Source organism: Desulfogranum aggregans, assembly GCF_055398265.1.
Genome location: NZ_AP042447.1, coordinates 4,159,042 through 4,178,715 on the forward strand (window position 1 = coordinate 4,159,042; position 19,674 = coordinate 4,178,715).

Below are 19,674 nucleotides of genomic sequence, written 5' to 3' on the forward strand. Positions count from 1 at the left end.
CCCGCTTTTTTCTTGGCAATGGTTAGAACTCTATGTCAATTTTTGCATAGGAACCGAATGCGCCGTCATCTTCAACCGCCACGCCGTCAAGCCGGCCATCGTAGTCAGGCTGTAAATACCCCGCATACCAGGAGAGGGTGCAGCCTTTGGAGAGAGTGTACCTGAGCGCACCGGAGACCTCCAGATAGTTGGCTAGCCGTTCGTCGGTAACGTCAACATCATCGCCATCGTCAATGTCAACGTAGACGATGTTACCCGTGAGGCTGAGTGCCTCGGTGAGCGCGTAGGTCGCGGTCAGGCCGCCCCAGGTCCAGTCACCTGTATCATCGCCGAATTCGTCAACTGTAATCGGGTGGTCGCCACCGATCATGATAAAGCCATAGTATTCATCAGGCGTAAACCCGTCTTTGGTAAAGCCGAGATCGAGCGACATGGTCAGTGCGTCTCTATACCACAAACCACGGAGATACCCGCCAAACCCGTCTGAATCACCTGTAAAATCACTGAGGTCAGCTTCGGCGTAAGAAAACTCGCCTTCCACCCCGAATTGTCCGTTTTTCCATTTCCCGAACATGGTACCGAAAAAACCTTGCTCCTGAGGGTCAACGGCCGAACGATCATCCGTCTGGTACGCTGCAATACCGCCAAGATTCCAATTGCTTATGGCGTAATTGGCGGCAGCACCATAACGGTAGCTGTCGTTATCTTCTGTGACATCGGTTTCATCACCAGATTCCTGCCCCTCAGACTCCACTTCGAGAAATGGAATCAGGCGGAAATTGTCTGTATTATAGATGCCGCGAAAACCGGCAAGGCCGATATCATCATACATGAAACCGTTGCCGTAGCTCACGCGGTATTTTCCCGCCTCCAGTGTAAAAGCGTCGTTAAAGGGGATGCCGATGTAGGCTTTGTCAACGTAGATATTGTTGTCCAGTGCAATGTCGGTTTCACCGTTGAACTTTTCCTCTGCCAGGCGAATGCGTCCGTGGGCATATGCGCCTCCGGCTGCGGTACCGGTCACTTCGAACCGTACGCGTGAGTCCATAGTTGTGCTTGCATCGTCATCGCTGTTGCCGAACTCATAGTCATCTTTGTAGATGACACGGGCGCGGGCGTCACCGGTTATGGTGATGCCGGACTTGTCCTCGAATTCTGCTGCGGTTGCCATACCACCTGCAAGCAGCAGTGCAGGAATGACTGCAAATACCTTTTTCATCTTTTGCTTCTTGGTTATTCTTCCGGGCAGTAAGTACCCTTGATGGGAAACCTTGCAGCCATCCGTTTTCAGTGCCGAGACCTCAATAGACAACTGGCGATGACCGATGATTTCCTTCAATGTTCTGCATGGTTAATGCATAGGTATACGTACATGGAAAGTATGAAGACAGTGTGGAGCCAATGAGGAGAATGGTGATCGAACCTCTCTGCCTTGGAGGAAACCAGATCGTGACGACTCAGGGGGTGAATCGCCGCGCATGTATTCAGGGAGATTTAAAAATGAGAGGTGATTCCGGCACGAATCGAGAGGTTGTCAAGGGGGAAGCTGGCAAGCGGAATTAAATCCGGTTACCCGGCAATTGGCTGCTGTTTGCAGCAGTGCGAATTTTTTCCTGTCGCAGCTCGCCCAACGTGACCCGTAGAGGTTCTCCGTTGTTATGGGCCAGTCTAAACCAATTGCGAATTTCGCTGCTTAGGATTTCCTCGCCGACACCACGGTTAAGCGTGGGCTCACCGACGGGATTGTCCAGCATACCGGAATTGATAAAGGTCCAGCGGCCGTCCTGGCGCGATACAATTCCGGTATGCCCCCTGGTTTGAGTTGAAAAAGAGAGGATTTGACCATTACTCAACAGCGGTTCCATTTCCCTGGTCAATTTCTCGGCATTGGTCTGCCAGTCGGTAAGATTTCGGTAGTTTTTGGCCAGTATGGTTGAACCCGCCACCTCAACGATCCCCTCACCATTGAGATAGGCATTTGCCGCCATCCCCCGATCAACAGCTAACCGGGTTAATCTGCTGTAGAGGCCATTGGTCCCGCTGTAGGGAATATCCAGCTGTTTGAGGCCATTGACCAGGAGTTCGTAGCAGTCTATTTCCTTGTAGGGCTTTCCTATGTAGGATTGTACCGCCTGGCTGAGATCGGCAACTGTCTCCTCTCGGCCAGGGAGTGCTTTTGCAGCAGGAGCTATTTTATTCTCTGCTGCGAGTGACTGGGCAACAGGGGCGAAACTGGTGGCGGCTGCCTTGGATTCCCAGGTAATCTCCATGGTCGCAGGATTGAGCATTACTGTAGCGCCTGGCGGAACACGGTGGAAGGGTTTCTCTGCATTAACCGCTTGGTCGAGAATGTTCCAGACGTGATCCCGGAAGCGTGAATTTTTGCGTAAAACGTGGGAAACCGTAGGCGCATCGTTAGTGATGACGCCAAGTCGAACAGGTTTCTCCGTTGACGTCATCGGCGTTTCCTTTGCCGTCAGTCCTCTCTCTCCTCTCGCAGGTGCAGGGGAGCGCGTTTGCACCGCGTTAACCACATTGTTCAGCTGACCGGCTGGATGTTTTTCAGTTCCCTGTGACCAGGATAATTCACCAGATTGGGGATTAAGATATATGGTGGTGCCCGCTTGTATAGCTCTGTAATTTTTCTTTTGGTTGTGGGGATTGCGGAGGATTTCCCAGGTTCTTTTTTTCAAATCCGCATGCTGGTACAGCAGCTCCGATACGGTGGGCGTCTGTGTGGTGATGGTGCCAATTTCCAGCAGATCGTCCTTACCTTGCCGATGTCCAGGGACGTGCTTTGCTGAAGCCACCACACCGGCGAGCATTTCTTGAAAAGAGCCGGATGTTTTTGCCAGTTGAGGTATGGTTGGCGTTTGCCCAGTGGTTTGTACAGTCTTGTGTATTTCCATAATCTCTTAGCACATCGTATGCGAGCGTCCGGGACAGATGGACTGGCCTCTCCAGTCCCCTTTACCTTTTTTTCCAAGCAAGTAATGCTCCAGAAACCCCTTGCTCTCTTTTTGTATCGGCTGATCACCTGACATTGCTTATTCCTGCAGGTAAAAAAAAGGCAGAAAGCCCTGGGGAGATCACTCCCGGCCTGGGTTGGATGCGGGACCCCTGGTTTTGAAGACGATTTCTCGACACCGAGCCTTTGACCATGTTTGTCAGGTGCGAACTACCGTTGCCGTTCTGTTCCAATCTTGTTTTCTCTTGGACAGGCTCAGGGGAACCGGCCTGGTGGGTGAAGGGGTCTTTATAGTATTTAGTCGAATATAGAAACCCTTGGCCTTTGGCCAAGGTCAGAGTTCATAGGCTTTGCCGTATGGACGACTCATTGCTAAATCTTCAACTATGTTGTCCCCACAACGTAGAAGAAGGAGAAAGCAATGAGTCGATTCCGAAAGGGAACCCTATTGGGGTAATCATTTCTGATCACGCGGCTATTGTGTTGATACCGTTGGCCTTGATGCTGAAATGATAAGGAAATATGTCAAGTATCAAGATGAGCGGGATAGTTATCACGAACAACAGCGTCGATTATTTTGAAAAATTTGGGGGCAACTCCCTTTGCCTCTTTTAGAGGCAAAGCAATTTATCCCCTTTCAGGGGTTAATCAATACCGGCCCCTTTGGGGTCGGTTGTTTATTATTGTCGATCACGGCGTACGGTCAAAGCATGCGCTTGCCCTGTCCTTGAAAGCGCATGGATTAGAGTCTATAGTCTACTCAACTGTGCTCCGCCCGGAAGGGAGCGAGACGTAGATTCCTCAACGTTCATGAGCTCAGCGGTTTTTTGGGTCATGGTGTTGAGGAGTCCCGGGGCGCTCTATTTATCGGCTGAGCGATCACGCTCCAGTTGTCAAACGGTGAGACGGGGTGGCCTTGGTATGGGGCATGACGGTATTTTGGCAGAAAGGTTTGAAATAGCGTACAGCACGGTTTTTTCCCGTAAACAATGGGAGAATCGGCATCAGGAAACAGCATGTACAAAGGCGAGAGATTTAATTCCATTACGCATCTTGCAGGTTCTGTAGCGGCTATTGCTGGTCTAGTTGCGTTGATTACCGTGACCAGCAGAAAAGGGGAGGCGCTGTCCCTTGTCAGTGTATGTATCTATGGAATCAGTCTTGTCCTGTTGTATGTATTTTCTACCCTCAACCATAGTTTGCGGGGGAAGGCGAAAAGTATTTTTCAAAAATTAGATTTTCTCGCAATTTATCTGCTTATTGCAGGTACCTATACACCTTTTGCCCTGATTACTTTAAGGGGCGGTCTGGGATGGATCATTTTTAGCCTGGTGTGGGGGCTTGCACTTCTGGGGATTGTGCTGGAATTGTTCCTGCACAACGAAAATAGAGCGAAGTCGATACTCATTTATCTCGTGATGGGCTGGATAATTTTAATAGCCATCAAACCATTGATTCATGCAATAGGCGTTTCCGGCTTTGCCTGGCTGCTGCTGGGCGGTCTGTTTTATACATGTGGAGTATTTTTTTACATAAATGAAAAACGGGTCAAGCATTATCATGGGGTATGGCATGTGTGCGTTTTGGCGGGAAGTACATTCCAGTACATCACCATTTATTGCTATGTCCTCTAGATGGTTCATTTCTGCAGAGGTGTTGGGAATTACTCTTGCCATGGCATGGTGTGGGGTTGCAGGTGACCTTTCAAAGGTATATAAATTGCATGGTGATCGTATGGTGTGCAATCTCTTTCGGGAAACGTGAGGGAAAATTTTACAATGCATGTATTGACCAACTGTACCCTGGTTTTTGAGATTGGTGTGCCAACGCCGTTTGTGTTCATGTTGCGGCCGCGCAGTGGCGCGTATCAATGGGTTTCCAGTGAGACCTACAGACTGGATCCTGTTGTTTATGTTTCAGAATTTACAGATCTTTTTGGTAATTTATGCCAGCGGTTGGTTGCTCCCCCGGGAAGGTTTTCTGTTCACACCAAGGCGCAGGTTATCGTTGCAGAAGGGGTGGATCGGGAACCGGGCGGGCAATTTGTAGAGGTACGGAATCTGCCAGATGGAGCACTGATATTTCTGCTGCCCAGCCGATATTGTGAGTCAGAGTATTTTGGTCAGATGGCGGCTGACATTACTGCCGGAGTTGCATTGGGGTATGATCAGGTTGCGGCAATTGAATCCTGGATTCAGGCCAATATACGTTATGCGTTCGATGACAGTGATGCCCCTGTTACAGCCAGCGAGGTGAACACCAGGGGGTGGGGAGTCTGTCGAGATTTTGCTCATTTGGGGATTGCTCTTTGCCGTGCGCTAAGCATACCGGCCCGTATGGTTGTCGGGTATCTCCATGGTTTGGAGCCAATGGATATGCACGCCTGGTTTGAGGCCTATGTGGCAGGACGTTGGTATCTTTTTGATCCCGTCCAGACCCGAGAGAAGAGGACATATGTAGTTTTAGGGTATGGCCGTGACGCGGCTGATGTTGCCATCTACAATCAGTTTGGGCCACCTGTATATCCAATTGAAAAAATAGTAGATGTGAGGTGTGAACATGCTGGTTGACCAGGGTGGAAGCTGTGGAGATGGAGCACGCTCAGGGACCATCTGCCGTTCATAATCAGTAAAAACGACATTTTTGTAAATACAGAAGCCCGTTTGTTACAAAGAGCAGGTTAGAGACAGGGATGAGATTTTATGAAAACATTTACATCGTATGATCCAGAAGGATTTTTTGATGAGTTGATTGACGAAAATGGCAACCCGCGGCCCGGTGCTCATTTGCTTGTGGAAAAGATCGAATCGCTGCCGGATGGTGACTTGAAGCTCAGGCAAAAAGAGGCGGAAGCCCTGCTTCTGAAAATGGGCATTACCTTCAATGTGTATGGCCAAGGACAGGGCACAGAGAAAATTTTTCCATTTGATCTCATCCCCAGGATTATCTCTGACAGGGATTGGCAACAAATCGAGGCCGGCCTCAAGCAACGTATTTTTGCGCTCAACGAGTTTTTACAAGACATCTATACCGATAAAAAAATCATTAAGGACAAGGTCGTACCCAAAGAGTTGATCCTTAGCAGCAAGACCTACAGAAAAGAGTGCGAGGGATTTACTCCCCCGAAAAAAATCTGGTGTCATGTAACAGGCACCGACCTGATCCGAGGCGCTGATGGCTGTTTTTACGTACTTGAGGATAACCTCAGGTGTCCGTCCGGAGTTTCCTACGTGCTGGAAAATAGACAGGTCCTTAAGCGGACCTTTCCCTATGTGTTTGAGAAAACCAGGGTACGGCCTGTAGACGAATATCCGGGGAAGCTATTGGAGATGCTGGAATATCTTGCACCGGCAGGAATAGAGTCTCCAACCATAGGTGTGTTGACCCCCGGTATTTACAACAGCGCCTATTTTGAGCACTCCTTTTTATCACAGCAGATGGGGGTTGAACTGGTTGAAGGGCGGGATTTGAAAGTTGCTGATGGCTATGTTCATATGCTTACTACCAAGGGGCTGCAGCGGGTCGATGTTCTCTACCGAAGAATTGATGACGATTTTATTGACCCGGCAGTCTTTCGTCCTGACTCTCTTTTAGGGGTCAAGGGGCTGATGGAAGTGTACACCGCCGGGAGGATAGCGATGGCAAATGCTCCTGGCACCGGCATAGCTGATGACAAGGTTGTTTATGCCTATGTTCCCAAGATAATTAAATATTACACTGGAGAAGATCCTGTACTGCCTAATGTCCCTACCTATGTCTGCGAAGAAAAAAAAGAAAGAGACTATGTGTTGTCGCATCTTGACGAGCTTGTGGTAAAAGCGGCCAATGAATCCGGCGGCTACGGGATGCTGGTTGGCCCTCACTCCTCGAAAAATGAACAGAAAGCCTTTGCGGAAAAAATTATCCAACAGCCCCGCAATTATATAGCCCAGCCGACAATCTCGCTGTCCCGCGTACCGACAATCGTAGATGATCATCTGGAAGGACGACATGTGGACCTGAGGCCGTATGTGGTGTTCGGAGAGGAAATTTATGTGCAACCCGGCGGGCTGACGCGGGTGGCATTGAAAAAAGGATCGCTTGTTGTCAATTCCTCCCAAGGGGGTGGCAGTAAGGATACCTGGGTACTGCAGCCAAGTAAGCAAGAGGAGGAGTGAAATGCTTAGCCGTGTGGCCAATTCAATTTACTGGATGTGCCGATATATAGAGCGGGCGGAGAATGTTGCCCGATTTATAGACGTTAACCTCAACCTCCTGCTTGATATGCCCCACTCTGAACAAGAACAGTGGGCACCCTTGATAATGACAACCGGTGATCACGAGTTGTATGAGAAAAGAGAGCAGACCTACGGCCAGGAGGAGGTCATATGGTTTCTCACCTTTGACAGGGAATATCCAAATTCGATTTTGAGCTGTGTGGCCGCTGCCAGGGAGAATGCCCGTTCCATCAGAGAAATCATTTCCTCGGAAATGTGGGAACATCTGAATAACTTTTACCTTGAGTTGATCAAGGAGGAGTCAATTAAAATGGCTCTTCAGGATCCAAACCGCTTTTACAATATCATCAAAATGCGCAGTCATCTTTTTACCGGGCTCCTAGATTGTACCATGAGTCATGGCGAGGCATGGAATTTTGCACGGATCGGCATGATGATCGAACGTGCTGATAAAACTTCACGTATTCTTGATGTAAAATATTTCATGCTGCTTCCGGAACCGAGTATGGTGAATGCGCCGATTGATAATATCCAATGGATATCTGTTTTACGATCAACGAGCGCATTTGAAATGTTCAGGAAGGAGATGCACCATATAAGTCCTCGGAATGTAAGTAATTTCTTGGTGTTCGATAAGTTTTTCCCCCGTTCGATCCATCATTGCCTAGCAAAAGCACAGATCTGTTTGCATCGAATTAGCGGGTCGCCCCATGGATCGGCAACAAACCAGGCGGAAAAGAAGCTGGGCCGCCTCATGGCTGATCTGGAATATACGGATATTGATGAGGCTATTGATTCCGGGTTGCACGAATTTTTGGATAATCTGCAGGTTCAGTTAAATCAACTAGGCGGAATCATAGGAGAAATATTCTTCAATGTACCGGTTCGAAAAACCTTTGCATCAAACCAGCAGTAGTACTTTCTCTGCCCGGGAAAAAGGCAATCGGTACGCTCTTTTTCCTCTTCCTGCTGCAAAGGCTTGAGCTGCCGGATTCATGCCACGCACTCAAGGTGTTATCGTTCGGCGTCAAGGGCCGCATTTATCAAGGAGTTATCCATGGGCATCCACATAGCTTTACATCACAAAACCTCTTACCTTTACGACCGCCCGATTCATTTGGGGCCCCAGATTGTTCGTTTGCGCCCGGCTCCGCACTGCAGGACGCCGGTGCTCAGCTATTCGATGCAGGTGATTCCCGCAGATCATTTTATCAACTGGCAGCAAGATCCTTTCAGCAATTATCTGGGCCGGTTGGTCTTTCCTGAGCAGACAACGGAATTTCAGGTGGTGGTCGACCTTGTTGCAGACATGATCGTCATCAATCCCTTTGACTATTTTTTGGAGCCGGATGCTGAGGAGTTTCCGTTTTCGTATGAGGACAATTTGCGGGCAGAGTTGCGCCCGTATCTTACTCAGCGGAGTTTGGGAGAGCGTTTTCAGGAATACATTGCCGCGATAGATACAGCCCCCAGGCGCACCATTGATTTTCTGGTCGATATAAACCGGAAGCTGAGTCGGGATATCAGCTATCTTATCAGGCTGGAACCAAACGTACAGACATGTGATCAAACCCTGACCAAAATGAGCGGTTCATGCAGGGATTCAGCCTGGTTGCTCGTTAATATTCTTCGTTACTTTGGACTTGCAGCACGATTTGTTTCCGGCTATCTGGTGCAGCTGAAGCAGGACGTGAAGTCATTGGACGGCCCTTCCGGTGCAGAGGAGGATTTTACCGACCTGCATGCCTGGACGGAGGTCTATATTCCAGGAGCAGGGTGGATCGGTATGGATCCGACGTCGGGGCTTTTTGCAGGAGAAGGGCATATACCGCTGGCCTGTTCTCCTGAACCGCAAAGCGCTGCACCGATAACGGGTGCGCTGGACCCCTGCGAGGTGGAGTTCAGTCATCACATGTCTGTGACTCGGATATTTGAAGCGCCTCGTTCTACCAAGCCGTACCCGGAAAACGTTTGGCAAGAGATTGTGCTGTTGGGCGACAGGGTGGACAGGGAGCTCGGTGATCATGATGTCCGTCTGAGCATGGGAGGAGAGCCTACCTTTGTCTCCATCGATGACATGGAAGGAGCGCAATGGAATACTGAGGCTCTTGGAGAGGAAAAGCTGCGGCTTTCGGAGAACCTCATAAAAAAACTCCACAAGGAGTGGGCGCCGGGCGGGTTCCTGCATTATGGCCAGGGAAAATGGTATCCTGGTGAATCGCTGCCGCGGTGGGCTTTTGGTTGTTACTGGCGAAAAGACGGGAAAGCTGTATGGAAAAATCATGAGTTTTTGGCAGATGTTTCCAGGGATTATGGCTTTGGCATAAAAGAGGCGGAGAGGTTTATCAGAAAACTCTCCGCTCTGCTTGGGGTTGATGAAAAGTATATCAGGGAGAGCTACGAGGATATAACGCATTATCTGCTCAAGGAACAGGCTCTGCCTGTGAACGTCACCCCGGACGACCCGAAAATTGATGATCCGGAAGAACGAAGGAGACTGGTGCAGGCCTTTCAACGAGGGCTTGGCACGGTTGTCGGGTATGTTCTACCGCTCGAGTACGGCTCCTGGAGGAGCGGACCGTGGACATTCAGGAGCAAACACATGTATCTGCTGCCGGGGGATTCCCCGGCTGGGTTACGCCTGCCGTTGGATTCCCTGCCATGGGTTGCTCCTGGGGACATTCCCGAACAGTACACCATGGACCCCATGGCAGAGCGCGGTCCTCTACCAGACCTGTTGGATCAGCAGCGCTTAGCAGGCGAGCCCCCCGGGCCGGAACCTGGAAGAGGTATTCTCCCCCAGCCAGGTCCCAGCAAGGAACCTGAACCTGTGCCCGGTGAATCGGCCGCCTGGCTGGTTCGCACAGCACTCTGTGTGCAACCGCGCGAGGGCAGGCTGTACGTGTTTATGCCGCCGATTACTATCCTTGAAGGGTACCTGGAACTGGTTCAATGTGTCGAAAAAGCGGCTCATGCTACAGGGTATCCCGTGGTGCTGGAAGGCTATACTCCGCCCTCTGACTACCGGTTGGAAAGTCTTAAGGTTACGCCTGATCCCGGAGTTATTGAAGTGAATATCCAGCCCATGCACAGCTGGCGGGAGATGGTGGATTGCACGACCAGGCTCTATGAACTGGCACGTGAGACACGACTGGGTACGGAAAAGTTTATGGTGGATGGGCGTCATACCGGAACCGGCGGTGGTAATCACATCGTTATCGGCGGGGCAACGCCTGCTGACAGCCCTTTTCTTCGTCGTCCCGACCTGCTGCGCAGTTTTATTACTTTCTGGAATAACCACCCATCACTTTCCTACCTGTTCTCCGGACTTTTTATCGGGCCGACCAGTCAGCAGCCCCGTATTGACGAGGCGAGGCATGACAGCCTTTATGAATTGGAAATAGCCTTTGCCGAGCAGGATCGGCAGACGTCAGGCGATCAGCCCTGTTCACCCTGGCTTGTGGATCGGCTATACCGAAACCTGTTGGTTGACGTGTCGGGCAATACCCATCGAGCGGAGTTCTGTATTGATAAACTCTATTCCCCGGACAGCGCCAGCGGAAGGCTCGGTCTCCTCGAGTTTAGGGCCTTTGAAATGCCGCCCCATGCCCGGATGAGCCTTGCCCAGCAGCTGCTGCTTCGGGTGTTTGTCAGTTGGTTTTGGCAACAACCCTACCGGCAGAAACTGGTCCGCTGGGGAACCCGTCTGCACGATCGTTTCATGCTCCCCCAGTTTGTACGGGATGATTTTGCCGATGTGCTGCATATCCTCAGTGAAGCCGGATATCCGGTGACCATGGATTTTTTTCACCCGCATTTTGAGTTTCGCTTCCCGATTTATGGCAAGGTAAACTATATGGGCATTGAGCTGGAATTGCGCCAGGCCCTGGAGCCGTGGCATGTTCTTGGTGAGGAAGCCGGCGGCGGCGGGACCGCACGTTATGTCGACTCCTCGGTGGAGAGAGTGCAGGTGAAGGTTTCGGGTATGACAGACGATCGGTATCTGGTACTGTGCAATGGCCGCAAGGTACCGCTCAAGCCCACCCTGGAAAGTGGAGTTTTTGCCGGTGGTGTGCGGTATCGAGCCTGGCAACCGCCATCCTGCCTGCACCCGACCATCGGGGTACACGCCCCCCTTGTAATAGACCTCTATGATACATGGTCACAGCGGGCGGTGGGTGGGTGTACTTATCATGTCGGCCACCCCGGCGGACGCAGTTATGATATCTTTCCTGTCAATGCATACGAGGCGGAAGGACGCAGAAACTCGCGTTTTATTCCACATGGGCATACTCCGGGTGAACAGTTTTTGACTCCGCCCGCAGAGGTGAATCATCTGTATCCGTATACACTTGATTTGCGAAGGGGAACAGTGTAAGTACCACCTCGTGGATTCAATGACGTCTCCCCAGTCGCCTGAGCGTATTCAATCATCTTTATGAGCAATATAAGATCCAGTGGTGCCAGCGCTGCCAGCGCTTCACCTGCCTTCTTTGATGCACTGCCCTGGCCGGATAATTCCTATTGTGAGGGGTATACGGATCCAGCCAGGCCAAGGCCGCATTGGCAATCTCTTCTCTCTTCCCTTGGCAAGAAGACATTTGACGAACTGGCCGCCGACAATGACCGTGCCAGGCGAATGCGGCATGAGGATGGCGCTACGATCAATCCCTTCGATGACCTGACCGAGCAGACCACATCCTGGGCCTTGGATATGGTTCCTCTCCTCCTTTCGGACAGGGAGTGGAGGAATATTGAGGCTGGGGTGAAACAGAGGGCGCACCTGCTGGAGCAAATCCTGGAAGACACCTATGGGGCTCAGGATTTGCTGAAGAACAAAAACGTGCCTGCCGAGCTTGTTTTCGCCAATCCGAATTTTCTCCACCAGTGTCATCGGGTTCAGCCTTCAGGGGATCGTTTTCTCACCTTTTATGCAGTGGATATCTACCGGGCGCCAGACGGTTCCTTTCGGGTGCTCCGTGATCATGGTGCAAAACCGGCAGGTCTGGGCTTTGCGTTGGAGAACAGGATTGTCATTTCACGCCTATTTTCCACGTTGTACCACCGCTCCAGTATACGGCGTCTGGCGCCATTTTTTCAATCGTTCCATCAGGCGCTGACCCAGCGCTTATCTCTTCGAAAGGATAATCCAGGTATTGTGCTGCTCTCGCCCGGTCCCAATAGCCATCTCTATTTTGAGCATGCAATGCTTTCACGCTATCTTGGTTATCCACTGGTGGAGGGGCAGGATCTTACCGTTCGAAACGGAAGCATTTTTCTGAAGAAGTTAACAGGGCTGGAACCTGTTGAAGCGATTTTTCGGCATATTGATGATCTGGACAGCGACCCCTTTGCTCTGAGACGCCAGACGGCCTCCGGGGTTGCCGGGCTGGTACAGGCCTGCCGAGAGCAAAATATTGACGTTGTTAATCCCGTTGGCAGCGGATTTATAGACACGCCGTTGCTAAAGTGCTTTTTACCCGAACTGTGCCAAAGCATGCTGGGTGAAGGGTTGCTGTTGGACAATCATCCGACGTGGTGGTGCGGGAGCGAGGAGGGCACGGCAAATCTGGATAGTCTACTTGCTCCTTCGGCGGTTATGTCGGCCATGCAGTATGATCAATGGTTTGATGTGCAGGCAGACGTGCTTGCAAAAGTGCGCGAAGCACCGTCTGATTATGTGGTGTCAGCTCCTGTGCTGCCTTCGTCCGCTCCGAGTTGGGGAGATGATGGCGCTTATGGCACCTACTGCATAATGCGGATTTTCGCGTGCGCGACTGAAAATGGTTTTTCTGTGCTGCCCGGCGGATTGGCTGTCACATCAACAGCGGTGCCTTCATTACTCTCAGGGTCTCCCGAGTCTCAGCACAGCAAGGATATCTGGGTTATCTCAGAAGAACCGGTGGAGCCATTTTCGATGATGGCCGGTTTGCGAGTCATCCCAAAATTTAAACGGTTCAGTGACTTGCCCAACCGGGTTGCCGACAATTTGCTCTGGCTGGGGAGGTATCTGGAGCGTGCTGAAGGCTTGATTCGGCTGTTGCGCGCTGTTTTCGGCTGTCTTTCCGGAGAGGATAGGCCGGAAGAAGTGCCTGCGTTGAAATTGCTGTTGACCATTCTCCACGAAAAACAGATTATACCTTCTCCGCCGGAAAAGGAGCAGCGCCCACTCTCCGAGGCTGCGTTGACGATGCACCTCAAGGAGGCGTTATACACCAAGAATCGCCCTGGAAGCATTGTCTCCATACTGCGGAATGTTCGCCAGACTGCGCATAATGTCCGTGACCGATTGTCTATCGACTCAACCAGAGTAATCAACAAACTGGAGGATTTCCGGGAAGCTGCCGGCAACGACCCCATAGACATTCTCGATCAGACATTACTTACCCTGAGTGCTTTTAGTGGCCTGGCGATGGAGAGCATGACGCGAGGGCTGGGGTGGCGCTTTATGGATATGGGACGCAGGGTTGAGCGGGCACTGAACCTCGCCTCGCTCATTCGCTTCTCTCTTGGGCAACTATGTAATGATTCGCATAGTACCCTGCAGGCCCTCTTGCGAATCTCCGAGAGTGTGATGACTTACCGAGGCCGATATCGCTCCACTTTTCAGGTGGCGCCTGTTTTGGACCTGCTCCTGGCCGATGAGGGGAATCCCCAGTCGTTGGCATTCCAGTTTGCCGAGCTTGCAGATCATGTCCAATATTTACCCCGGGAAGATGAAAGAACATTTGCAAGCAGGGAAGAACAAATCGTGTTGGAGCTGCTCACTTCCACTCGACTGCTTGATTTATCGGATATACATTGCGGGAATAATGGAACCGGATTTGATGCCCTCTCTGCATTTCTTGCAAAGGCTGAAGAACAGCTGAAAGATTTTTCACAGCAGTTGAGTGCTCATTACCTGACACGTATTCCGGCAACACCTCACTATGCGATGATTTCGAGTAAGCATTCTCCATGATCTATCGGGTGGCACATACAACAGGCTATAAATATTCTGCTCCTGCCTCGCTTTCGCAGAATGAACTGTTTCTCTTTCCACGAAACACCAAAAGTCAGGAAGTGAGGGAGAGTCAACTGGTGATTGATCCTCCTCCACAATATCTGCATGAGCGAATAGATTATTTCGGCAATAAGGCACATGTGTTCATGGTACAGCATCCTCATCAGGAGCTGACTGTTTCTGTAACCAGTCTGGTCAACACCTCCAGACCTGTGATGCCGGAACCCGCCTCTACTCCGTCTTGGGAAGAGACTGCCTCTATACTTGTTGAACATCAGCAGTTTGATGAACTTGATGCCCGGCAGTATGTATTTTCCAGCCCCCTCATCCCTTGTACAGCAGAGTCCTGCCAATACGGCAAGGTTTCTTTCCCGCCGGGAGCACCCATACTTGCCGGAGCCATGGACCTCGTCAAAAGGATATTTCGTGATTTCAGCTACGATAAATCAGCCAGCAAGGTTGATACGCCATTGACTGAGGCGCTGGCCAATAGGCGCGGCGTATGCCAGGATTTTGCTCATGTAGCGATCAGTTGCCTGCGAGCACATGGGCTGGCTGCACGGTATGTCAGCGGATACCTTGAGACCCTGCCACCGCCGGGAAAACCCAAGCTGGTAGGGGCAGATGCCTCGCATGCGTGGATTTCGGTATTCGTCCCGACCTTCGGGTGGGTGGATCTGGATCCCACCAATGACTCAGCAGCCAATGAACGATACATCACTGTCGCCTGGGGCAGGGATTACGGGGATGTTGCGCCCGTCAAAGGAGTTGTTCTCGGTGGAGGGCGCCATCAATTGTCGGTCATGGTCGATGTGACGGCATTGAACGATACATGAACAACGGCTGTCTCGCTGCCTCTCATCGACCTGCAGATAGTTGTTTTTTACTCATCCTGTCGCACTCTCCATAAGTATATCAGGGGGTGATGGAACCGCTGATCAACAACAAATTATGGTTTTGCATCGCTCTATGATTCGACCCCATTTTACCGGGTCCCAATTGAAGGAAAGGTGTTGTCGCCCTTTCCCCGGCTATACCGGGCAGATCAAGCAAAGGTGGATCTGTCCGGAAGACGTTTTTACCTCCATTCTCCGTATTCTCCGCTGTACAGCACCAGTACCTTCCTCAGTTCATTGTCAGGCACTTCACTTGAGCGCAAGAGTATCTTTTTCCTGTGACGGCGGTCGACTGTATGGTTGAGTGGTTACGTAAACAGCTTGTCGACTCCCTGGAACATTTTCTATCTGCCTGAAAAGGAGGGGGCACGGAAATGAAGGGCGAGGTAATCGATCGTGGACGCAATTGCGTAGGGTGCTTCGTACCTCACCTCTTCATCAGGTCATATGGGCATCATTTTCCCTGAAAACGGGCAGCACGTTTTTCGAGAAAAGCGGTCATGCCTTCCTGCTGATCAGCGGTGGAAAAGCAGAGGGCGAACAGGTCGGCTTCAAAATGACAGGCACGCTCAAGGTCCATTTCCAGGCCGTTGTTGAGCGCCTCTTTGCAGAACTCCATGGCCACCTGGCCCTTGGCAGTAATCTTGGCAGCGATTTCGCAGCAGGCGCTGAGGAGATCGGCTGACGGGACCACGCGGTTAATGAGTCCGATGCGGTGGGCCTCGTCTGCCTCGAGCATATCCCCGGTGAAAAGGAGCTCTGCTGCACGACCTTTGCCAATGAGACGCGCCAACCGTTGGGTGCCGCCGAAACCGGGCATAATGCCGAGGTTGATCTCCGGCTGACCGAACCTGGCGTTTTCGCTGGCCAGGCGAAAATCGCACGCCATGGCCAGCTCGCACCCGCCACCAAGGGCAAACCCGTTGATGGCACCGATGACCGGCTTGGGCATGGTCTCAACCAGTTGCAATACCTCCTGTCCCTGGAGAGCAAAAGCCCGGGCCTCTCTAGGAGACAGTCTCTGCATAAAGGCGATGTCGGCACCAGCGACAAAGGCGCGTTCTCCGGCACCGGTGAGAATCACCACCTGAACCTCACTCATGGTCGCCAGGTTCCGCAGGCACGAGTGCAGTTCAGTTAAGGTTGCAGCATTCAGCGCATTGAGCGCCGAAGGCCGGTTTATGGTCAGGGTGGCGATAGTCTCTTTGACGTCAAGCAGCAGATTTTCGTAGCTCAAGGTTCCTCCTGTGGGGATATCGCTTGCAGTATCTACCTGCTGCGGAGGACGGCGCAGACCATGCATGGTATCACGAGTTCTCATCTTTCCAGGCAGCCGCAGCGCAGGGTTCCTGCCTTCACCCACGCTGCGATATCGTGTCCACGGTCTCGCGAGAGTTTTCAATCTGTCTGTCTCTTCGCATCAGGCAATTCCTGAAGGATTGGTAATGCAATCTGCAGAAAGTGTCCACAGAAACTCCGCCACCTCAATGCTGTTACCCCGAGACATCCACGATTGCTTCCTCACTCCACCGTGTATTCTGTGCAGAAAGAGTTAAAGAACAGCTGATTGACGCATATGCAGGATAAGGTCGAGCATCCTGTTGGAGTAGCCCCACTCATTATCATACCAGCTCATGACCTTCACCGTGTTGCCAATCACCTTGGTGGATTGGCCGTCGACGATGGAAGAACGGCTGTCGCCCTGGAAATCGATGGAAACCAGAGGAAGGTCGGTAAAACCGAGATAGCGATTCTGAGCTGCACGCAGCGAGTTATTCACCTCTTCGACCGTGGTTTCCTTTTCCACTTCCATCACCGCATCCACCAGGGAAACAGTCGGGGTCGGTACTCGAACTGCCAGGCCGTCAAATTTGCCTTTCAACTCGGGGATGACCAGAGACACGGCAGCGGCAGCACCGGTTTTGGTCGGGATCATGGATAGCGCGGCCGCTCTTGCCCGTCGCAGGTCGGCGTGGGGGAAATCGAGCAGTCGCTGGTCGCCGGTATAGGCATGGATCGTGGTCATCAGGCCGCGGACAATACCGAAGTTATCCATTATCACTTTGGCAAACGGTGCCAGACAGTTGGTTGTGCATGAGGCATTGGACACGATATGATGTTTCTGCGGCTCGTACTCCTCTTCGTTCACTCCCATGACAATGGTTTTCACATTGCCTTTTGCCGGAGCAGAGATGATCACCTTTTCCGCTCCGCCGTCGATATGGGAAACGGTTGTAGCATCATCACGAAAAAGACCGGTGCATTCGGCAACATATTCGACACCCATATCTCCCCACGGAATATCGGCAGGTTTCCTGTGGCTGCAGACGGTTATTTTTCTGCCATCAACCAGTATGCCGCCATCGCATACCTCCACATCTGCCTCCATCCGGCCCATAACCGAGTCGTATTTGAGGAGATGGGCCAGGGTTGCGGTATCTGTCAGGTCGTTGATCGCCACGATTTCAATTTCTGCAAACTCCGGGTCAGTGGCAGCGGCCCGGAAAATATTCCTTCCGATACGTCCAAATCCGTTAATTCCGATACGTACAGTCATTTTGCTGTCTCCTGTGGTGTCTTGGTCTCTTCTCCGAGGCATTCTGCTCAGGCTTGTCCTGCACTGCCAAGTACGTTGGTGTTTTTTTCGCGTATGAGCTCGATCAGTTCGTCCCTGGCTGGACCGAGGTATTTTCTCGGATCAAACTCTGCAGGGTTTTCGGAAAAAATGCGGCGGACCACCGCGGTCATGGCCAGGCGGCCGTCACTGTCAATGTTGATTTTGCAGACCGCTGACCTGGCGGCACGACGCAGCTGTTCCACCGGAATGCCCACCGCACTTTCAAGGGTACCGCCATAGGTATTGATCATTTCAACATGCTTGGGCGTCACAGAAGATGCGCCATGGAGGACGATGGGAAAACCGGGGAGTCGTTTTTCGATGGCTTCCAGAATATCAAAACGTAATGGGGGCGGCTGCTCCCCTGGCTCCAACTTGAATTTATGCGCACCGTGGGAGGTGCCAATGGAGATGGCCAAGCTGTCGACGCCGGTTCTGCCGACGAATTCCTCCACCTCCTCGGGCCTGGTATAATGAGAGACCTCTGCAGAAACCTCATCTTCAACCCCGGCCAGGACGCCGAGTTCTCCTTCCACGGTTATATTTTTTGTATGCGCGTACTTCACTACCTCTGCTGTAAGCCTGATATTTTCTTCAAAGGAGTGGTGTGAGCCGTCAATCATGACCGAGGAAAACCCACTGTCTATGCACTCCTTGGCAAGTTCAAACGTGTCACCGTGATCCAGGTGCAGGGCGATGGGGATGTTGCTGCCCATTGCCCTTGCCATGGCCACCGCGCCTTCCACCATATGCGGAAGAAACACAGGGTCGGCATATTTTCTGGCACTGCCCGACACCTGGAGAATAACCGGCGAGCCTGACTGAACGCAACCGGCGATAATGGCTTGCAGCTGTTCCATGTTATTGAAATTATAGGCAGGGATGGCGTATTTGCCTTCCATTGCCTTGTGAAACATCTCTCTGGTGTTTACTAATCCGATCTTTTCGTAAGGAGCAGAATCAACCATTGTAAGCCTCCGTAAATTATGCGTAGCCCGAATTGCTCATGAGCAGTCCGGGGAGATGGGTAAACTGACCGTTCAGACTTCCTGTATCTGTACCTTAGCCAGTAATTGGTTCACCTGTTCCAGTGAGCCGACCGATGTACCTTTTTGACTGGCGGTTGCAGCACCGCAGGCGATGCCTTTGCAGAGGGCGTCCTGCAAGCTGTCTCCACGGCTGAGTCCCCAGATAATTCCGGCAACCATCGAGTCACCTGCTCCGACAGGGTTGGCCGCCACGATCTGCGGACTTGCAGCCAGCCACGCTTTCCCCTTATCTACGAGGACGGCACCCTCTTTTCCGAGGGAGATAATCACACTGGTCGGTCCCATGCCTGCTATTGCCTTTCCGGCAGCGGCAACCTCTTGCATGGTGCCGACGGGCAAGCCTGTCAACTCGTGTGCCTCTTCGTCGTTCGGCTTGACCAGTAATGGGCTTGCCGCACAATTATGACGCAAAGCCTCTCCGCTAGTGTCCAGGAAAACCTTAGCCCCGGCCGACTGAATAATGTTAATCAGCTCAGCATAGTAGTCAGGTGCTACCCCTGGAGGCAGGCTGCCGGCAAGCACCCACCAGTCTCCGGCCTCAACCCGGTTATGTATCATTTTCGTCAGATGCGCAAGATCATCCTCGGTTATGGTCGGCCCCGGTTCATTAACCTTCACATATTGACCGTTTTCTGCGCTGACGATGGAGACGTTGGTGCGGGTTTCTCCCTTAACCCAAACAAACTCGGTCTCGATACCCAGGGAATGGAGCTTTGTCTCCAGCATTTCTCCACTCTTTCCAGCGGCGAAACCGAGAGCCACGCTGGGAGTGGAAAGTGAGGTGAGCATACGGGCAACATTAAACCCTTTACCACCGCAGTCTACCTGCCAATTAGTGGCTCGAAGGACGGTGTTGAAGGCAATGGCATCAACGGTCATTTCCCGATCAACGGCTGGATTGAGTGTTACGGTAAATATCATTAT

At 51.7% G+C, this 19,674-nt stretch carries 13 protein-coding genes and 1 pseudogene; 8 read left to right on the forward strand and 6 right to left on the reverse strand.

Features of this window, described 5'->3' with window-relative positions; translation table 11 throughout:
• Positions 1-22 precede the first annotated feature (22 nt).
• Together ACZ52Z_RS18310 and ACZ52Z_RS18315 are read right to left on the reverse strand one after the other, a co-directional pair.
• A complete protein-coding gene (locus tag ACZ52Z_RS18310; protein WP_464268221.1) occupies positions 23-1,219 on the reverse strand; it encodes a porin in 1,197 nt (398 codons plus the stop codon).
• A gap of 340 nt (positions 1,220-1,559) precedes the next feature.
• Positions 1,560-2,909 (reverse strand): hypothetical protein, encoded by a 1,350-nt coding sequence (locus tag ACZ52Z_RS18315; protein WP_464268222.1) that lies wholly within the window; start codon positions 2,907-2,909, stop codon positions 1,560-1,562.
• 493 nt (positions 2,910-3,402) lie between these two features.
• Here ACZ52Z_RS18315 and ACZ52Z_RS18320 point away from each other — a divergent pair.
• The 8 genes and pseudogenes from ACZ52Z_RS18320 to ACZ52Z_RS18355 form a co-directional block, all read left to right on the forward strand.
• Positions 3,403-3,549 (forward strand): annotated as a pseudogene (locus ACZ52Z_RS18320) (transposase); the annotation flags it as partial.
• 435 nt (positions 3,550-3,984) lie between these two features.
• Positions 3,985-4,602 (forward strand): PAQR family membrane homeostasis protein TrhA, encoded by a 618-nt coding sequence (gene trhA / locus ACZ52Z_RS18325; RefSeq protein ID WP_464268223.1) that lies wholly within the window; start codon positions 3,985-3,987, stop codon positions 4,600-4,602.
• A gap of 144 nt (positions 4,603-4,746) precedes the next feature.
• On the forward strand, positions 4,747-5,538 hold the full coding sequence (locus ACZ52Z_RS18330; RefSeq protein ID WP_464268224.1) for a transglutaminase domain-containing protein: 792 nt from the start codon (positions 4,747-4,749) through the stop codon (positions 5,536-5,538).
• A gap of 132 nt (positions 5,539-5,670) precedes the next feature.
• Positions 5,671-7,125 carry a circularly permuted type 2 ATP-grasp protein gene (locus ACZ52Z_RS18335; RefSeq protein ID WP_464268225.1) on the forward strand — a complete coding sequence of 485 codons (1,455 nt, stop codon included), beginning with the start codon at positions 5,671-5,673 and terminating at the stop codon, positions 7,123-7,125.
• Between the two features lies 1 nt (position 7,126).
• On the forward strand, positions 7,127-8,101 hold the full coding sequence (locus ACZ52Z_RS18340; protein WP_464268226.1) for an alpha-E domain-containing protein: 975 nt from the start codon (positions 7,127-7,129) through the stop codon (positions 8,099-8,101).
• Between the two features lie 141 nt (positions 8,102-8,242).
• Entirely contained in the window at positions 8,243-11,563 is a 3,321-nt protein-coding gene (locus ACZ52Z_RS18345; protein ID WP_464268227.1) for a transglutaminase family protein, read from the forward strand.
• A 60-nt stretch (positions 11,564-11,623) separates the two neighbouring features.
• Entirely contained in the window at positions 11,624-14,146 is a 2,523-nt protein-coding gene (locus tag ACZ52Z_RS18350; protein ID WP_464268228.1) for a circularly permuted type 2 ATP-grasp protein, read from the forward strand.
• 8 nt (positions 14,147-14,154) lie between these two features.
• On the forward strand, positions 14,155-15,024 hold the full coding sequence (locus ACZ52Z_RS18355) for a transglutaminase family protein (protein ID WP_464268229.1): 870 nt from the start codon (positions 14,155-14,157) through the stop codon (positions 15,022-15,024).
• A gap of 514 nt (positions 15,025-15,538) precedes the next feature.
• Here ACZ52Z_RS18355 and ACZ52Z_RS18360 read toward each other — a convergent pair.
• The 4 genes from ACZ52Z_RS18360 to pfkB all read right to left on the reverse strand — a co-directional run bounded on the left by ACZ52Z_RS18360 (position 15,539) and on the right by pfkB (position 19,671).
• Positions 15,539-16,321: an enoyl-CoA hydratase-related protein gene (locus ACZ52Z_RS18360; RefSeq protein WP_464270819.1), complete on the reverse strand. Its 783-nt coding sequence runs from the start codon at positions 16,319-16,321 to the stop codon at positions 15,539-15,541.
• Between the two features lie 315 nt (positions 16,322-16,636).
• The gene (gene gap, locus ACZ52Z_RS18365; RefSeq protein WP_464268230.1) at positions 16,637-17,641 is read right to left on the reverse strand and encodes a type I glyceraldehyde-3-phosphate dehydrogenase; all 1,005 of its coding nucleotides are present in this window, start codon (positions 17,639-17,641) and stop codon (positions 16,637-16,639) included.
• A 47-nt stretch (positions 17,642-17,688) separates the two neighbouring features.
• A complete protein-coding gene (locus ACZ52Z_RS18370; RefSeq protein ID WP_464268231.1) occupies positions 17,689-18,669 on the reverse strand; it encodes a class II fructose-bisphosphate aldolase in 981 nt (326 codons plus the stop codon).
• 72 nt (positions 18,670-18,741) lie between these two features.
• Positions 18,742-19,671: a 1-phosphofructokinase gene (pfkB, locus tag ACZ52Z_RS18375; RefSeq protein WP_464268232.1), complete on the reverse strand. Its 930-nt coding sequence runs from the start codon at positions 19,669-19,671 to the stop codon at positions 18,742-18,744.
• Between the last annotated feature and the right edge of the window lie 3 nt (positions 19,672-19,674).

What these genes read in the sequence shown, in the direction of transcription:
- ACZ52Z_RS18350 (WP_464268228.1), top strand. Translation starts at nt 11,624, where the DNA reads ATGAGCAATATAAGATCCAGTGGTGCCAGCGCTGCCAGCGCTTCACCT.
- pfkB (WP_464268232.1), bottom strand. Translation starts at nt 19,671, where the DNA reads ATGATATTTACCGTAACACTCAATCCAGCCGTTGATCGGGAAATGACC.
- ACZ52Z_RS18370 (WP_464268231.1), bottom strand. Translation starts at nt 18,669, where the DNA reads ATGGTTGATTCTGCTCCTTACGAAAAGATCGGATTAGTAAACACCAGA.
- ACZ52Z_RS18340 (WP_464268226.1), top strand. Translation starts at nt 7,127, where the DNA reads ATGCTTAGCCGTGTGGCCAATTCAATTTACTGGATGTGCCGATATATA.
- ACZ52Z_RS18335 (WP_464268225.1), top strand. Translation starts at nt 5,671, where the DNA reads ATGAAAACATTTACATCGTATGATCCAGAAGGATTTTTTGATGAGTTG.
- ACZ52Z_RS18315 (WP_464268222.1), bottom strand. Translation starts at nt 2,909, where the DNA reads ATGGAAATACACAAGACTGTACAAACCACTGGGCAAACGCCAACCATA.
- trhA (WP_464268223.1), top strand. Translation starts at nt 3,985, where the DNA reads ATGTACAAAGGCGAGAGATTTAATTCCATTACGCATCTTGCAGGTTCT.
- ACZ52Z_RS18310 (WP_464268221.1), bottom strand. Translation starts at nt 1,219, where the DNA reads ATGAAAAAGGTATTTGCAGTCATTCCTGCACTGCTGCTTGCAGGTGGT.
- ACZ52Z_RS18330 (WP_464268224.1), top strand. Translation starts at nt 4,747, where the DNA reads ATGCATGTATTGACCAACTGTACCCTGGTTTTTGAGATTGGTGTGCCA.
- gap (WP_464268230.1), bottom strand. Translation starts at nt 17,641, where the DNA reads ATGACTGTACGTATCGGAATTAACGGATTTGGACGTATCGGAAGGAAT.
- ACZ52Z_RS18345 (WP_464268227.1), top strand. Translation starts at nt 8,243, where the DNA reads ATGGGCATCCACATAGCTTTACATCACAAAACCTCTTACCTTTACGAC.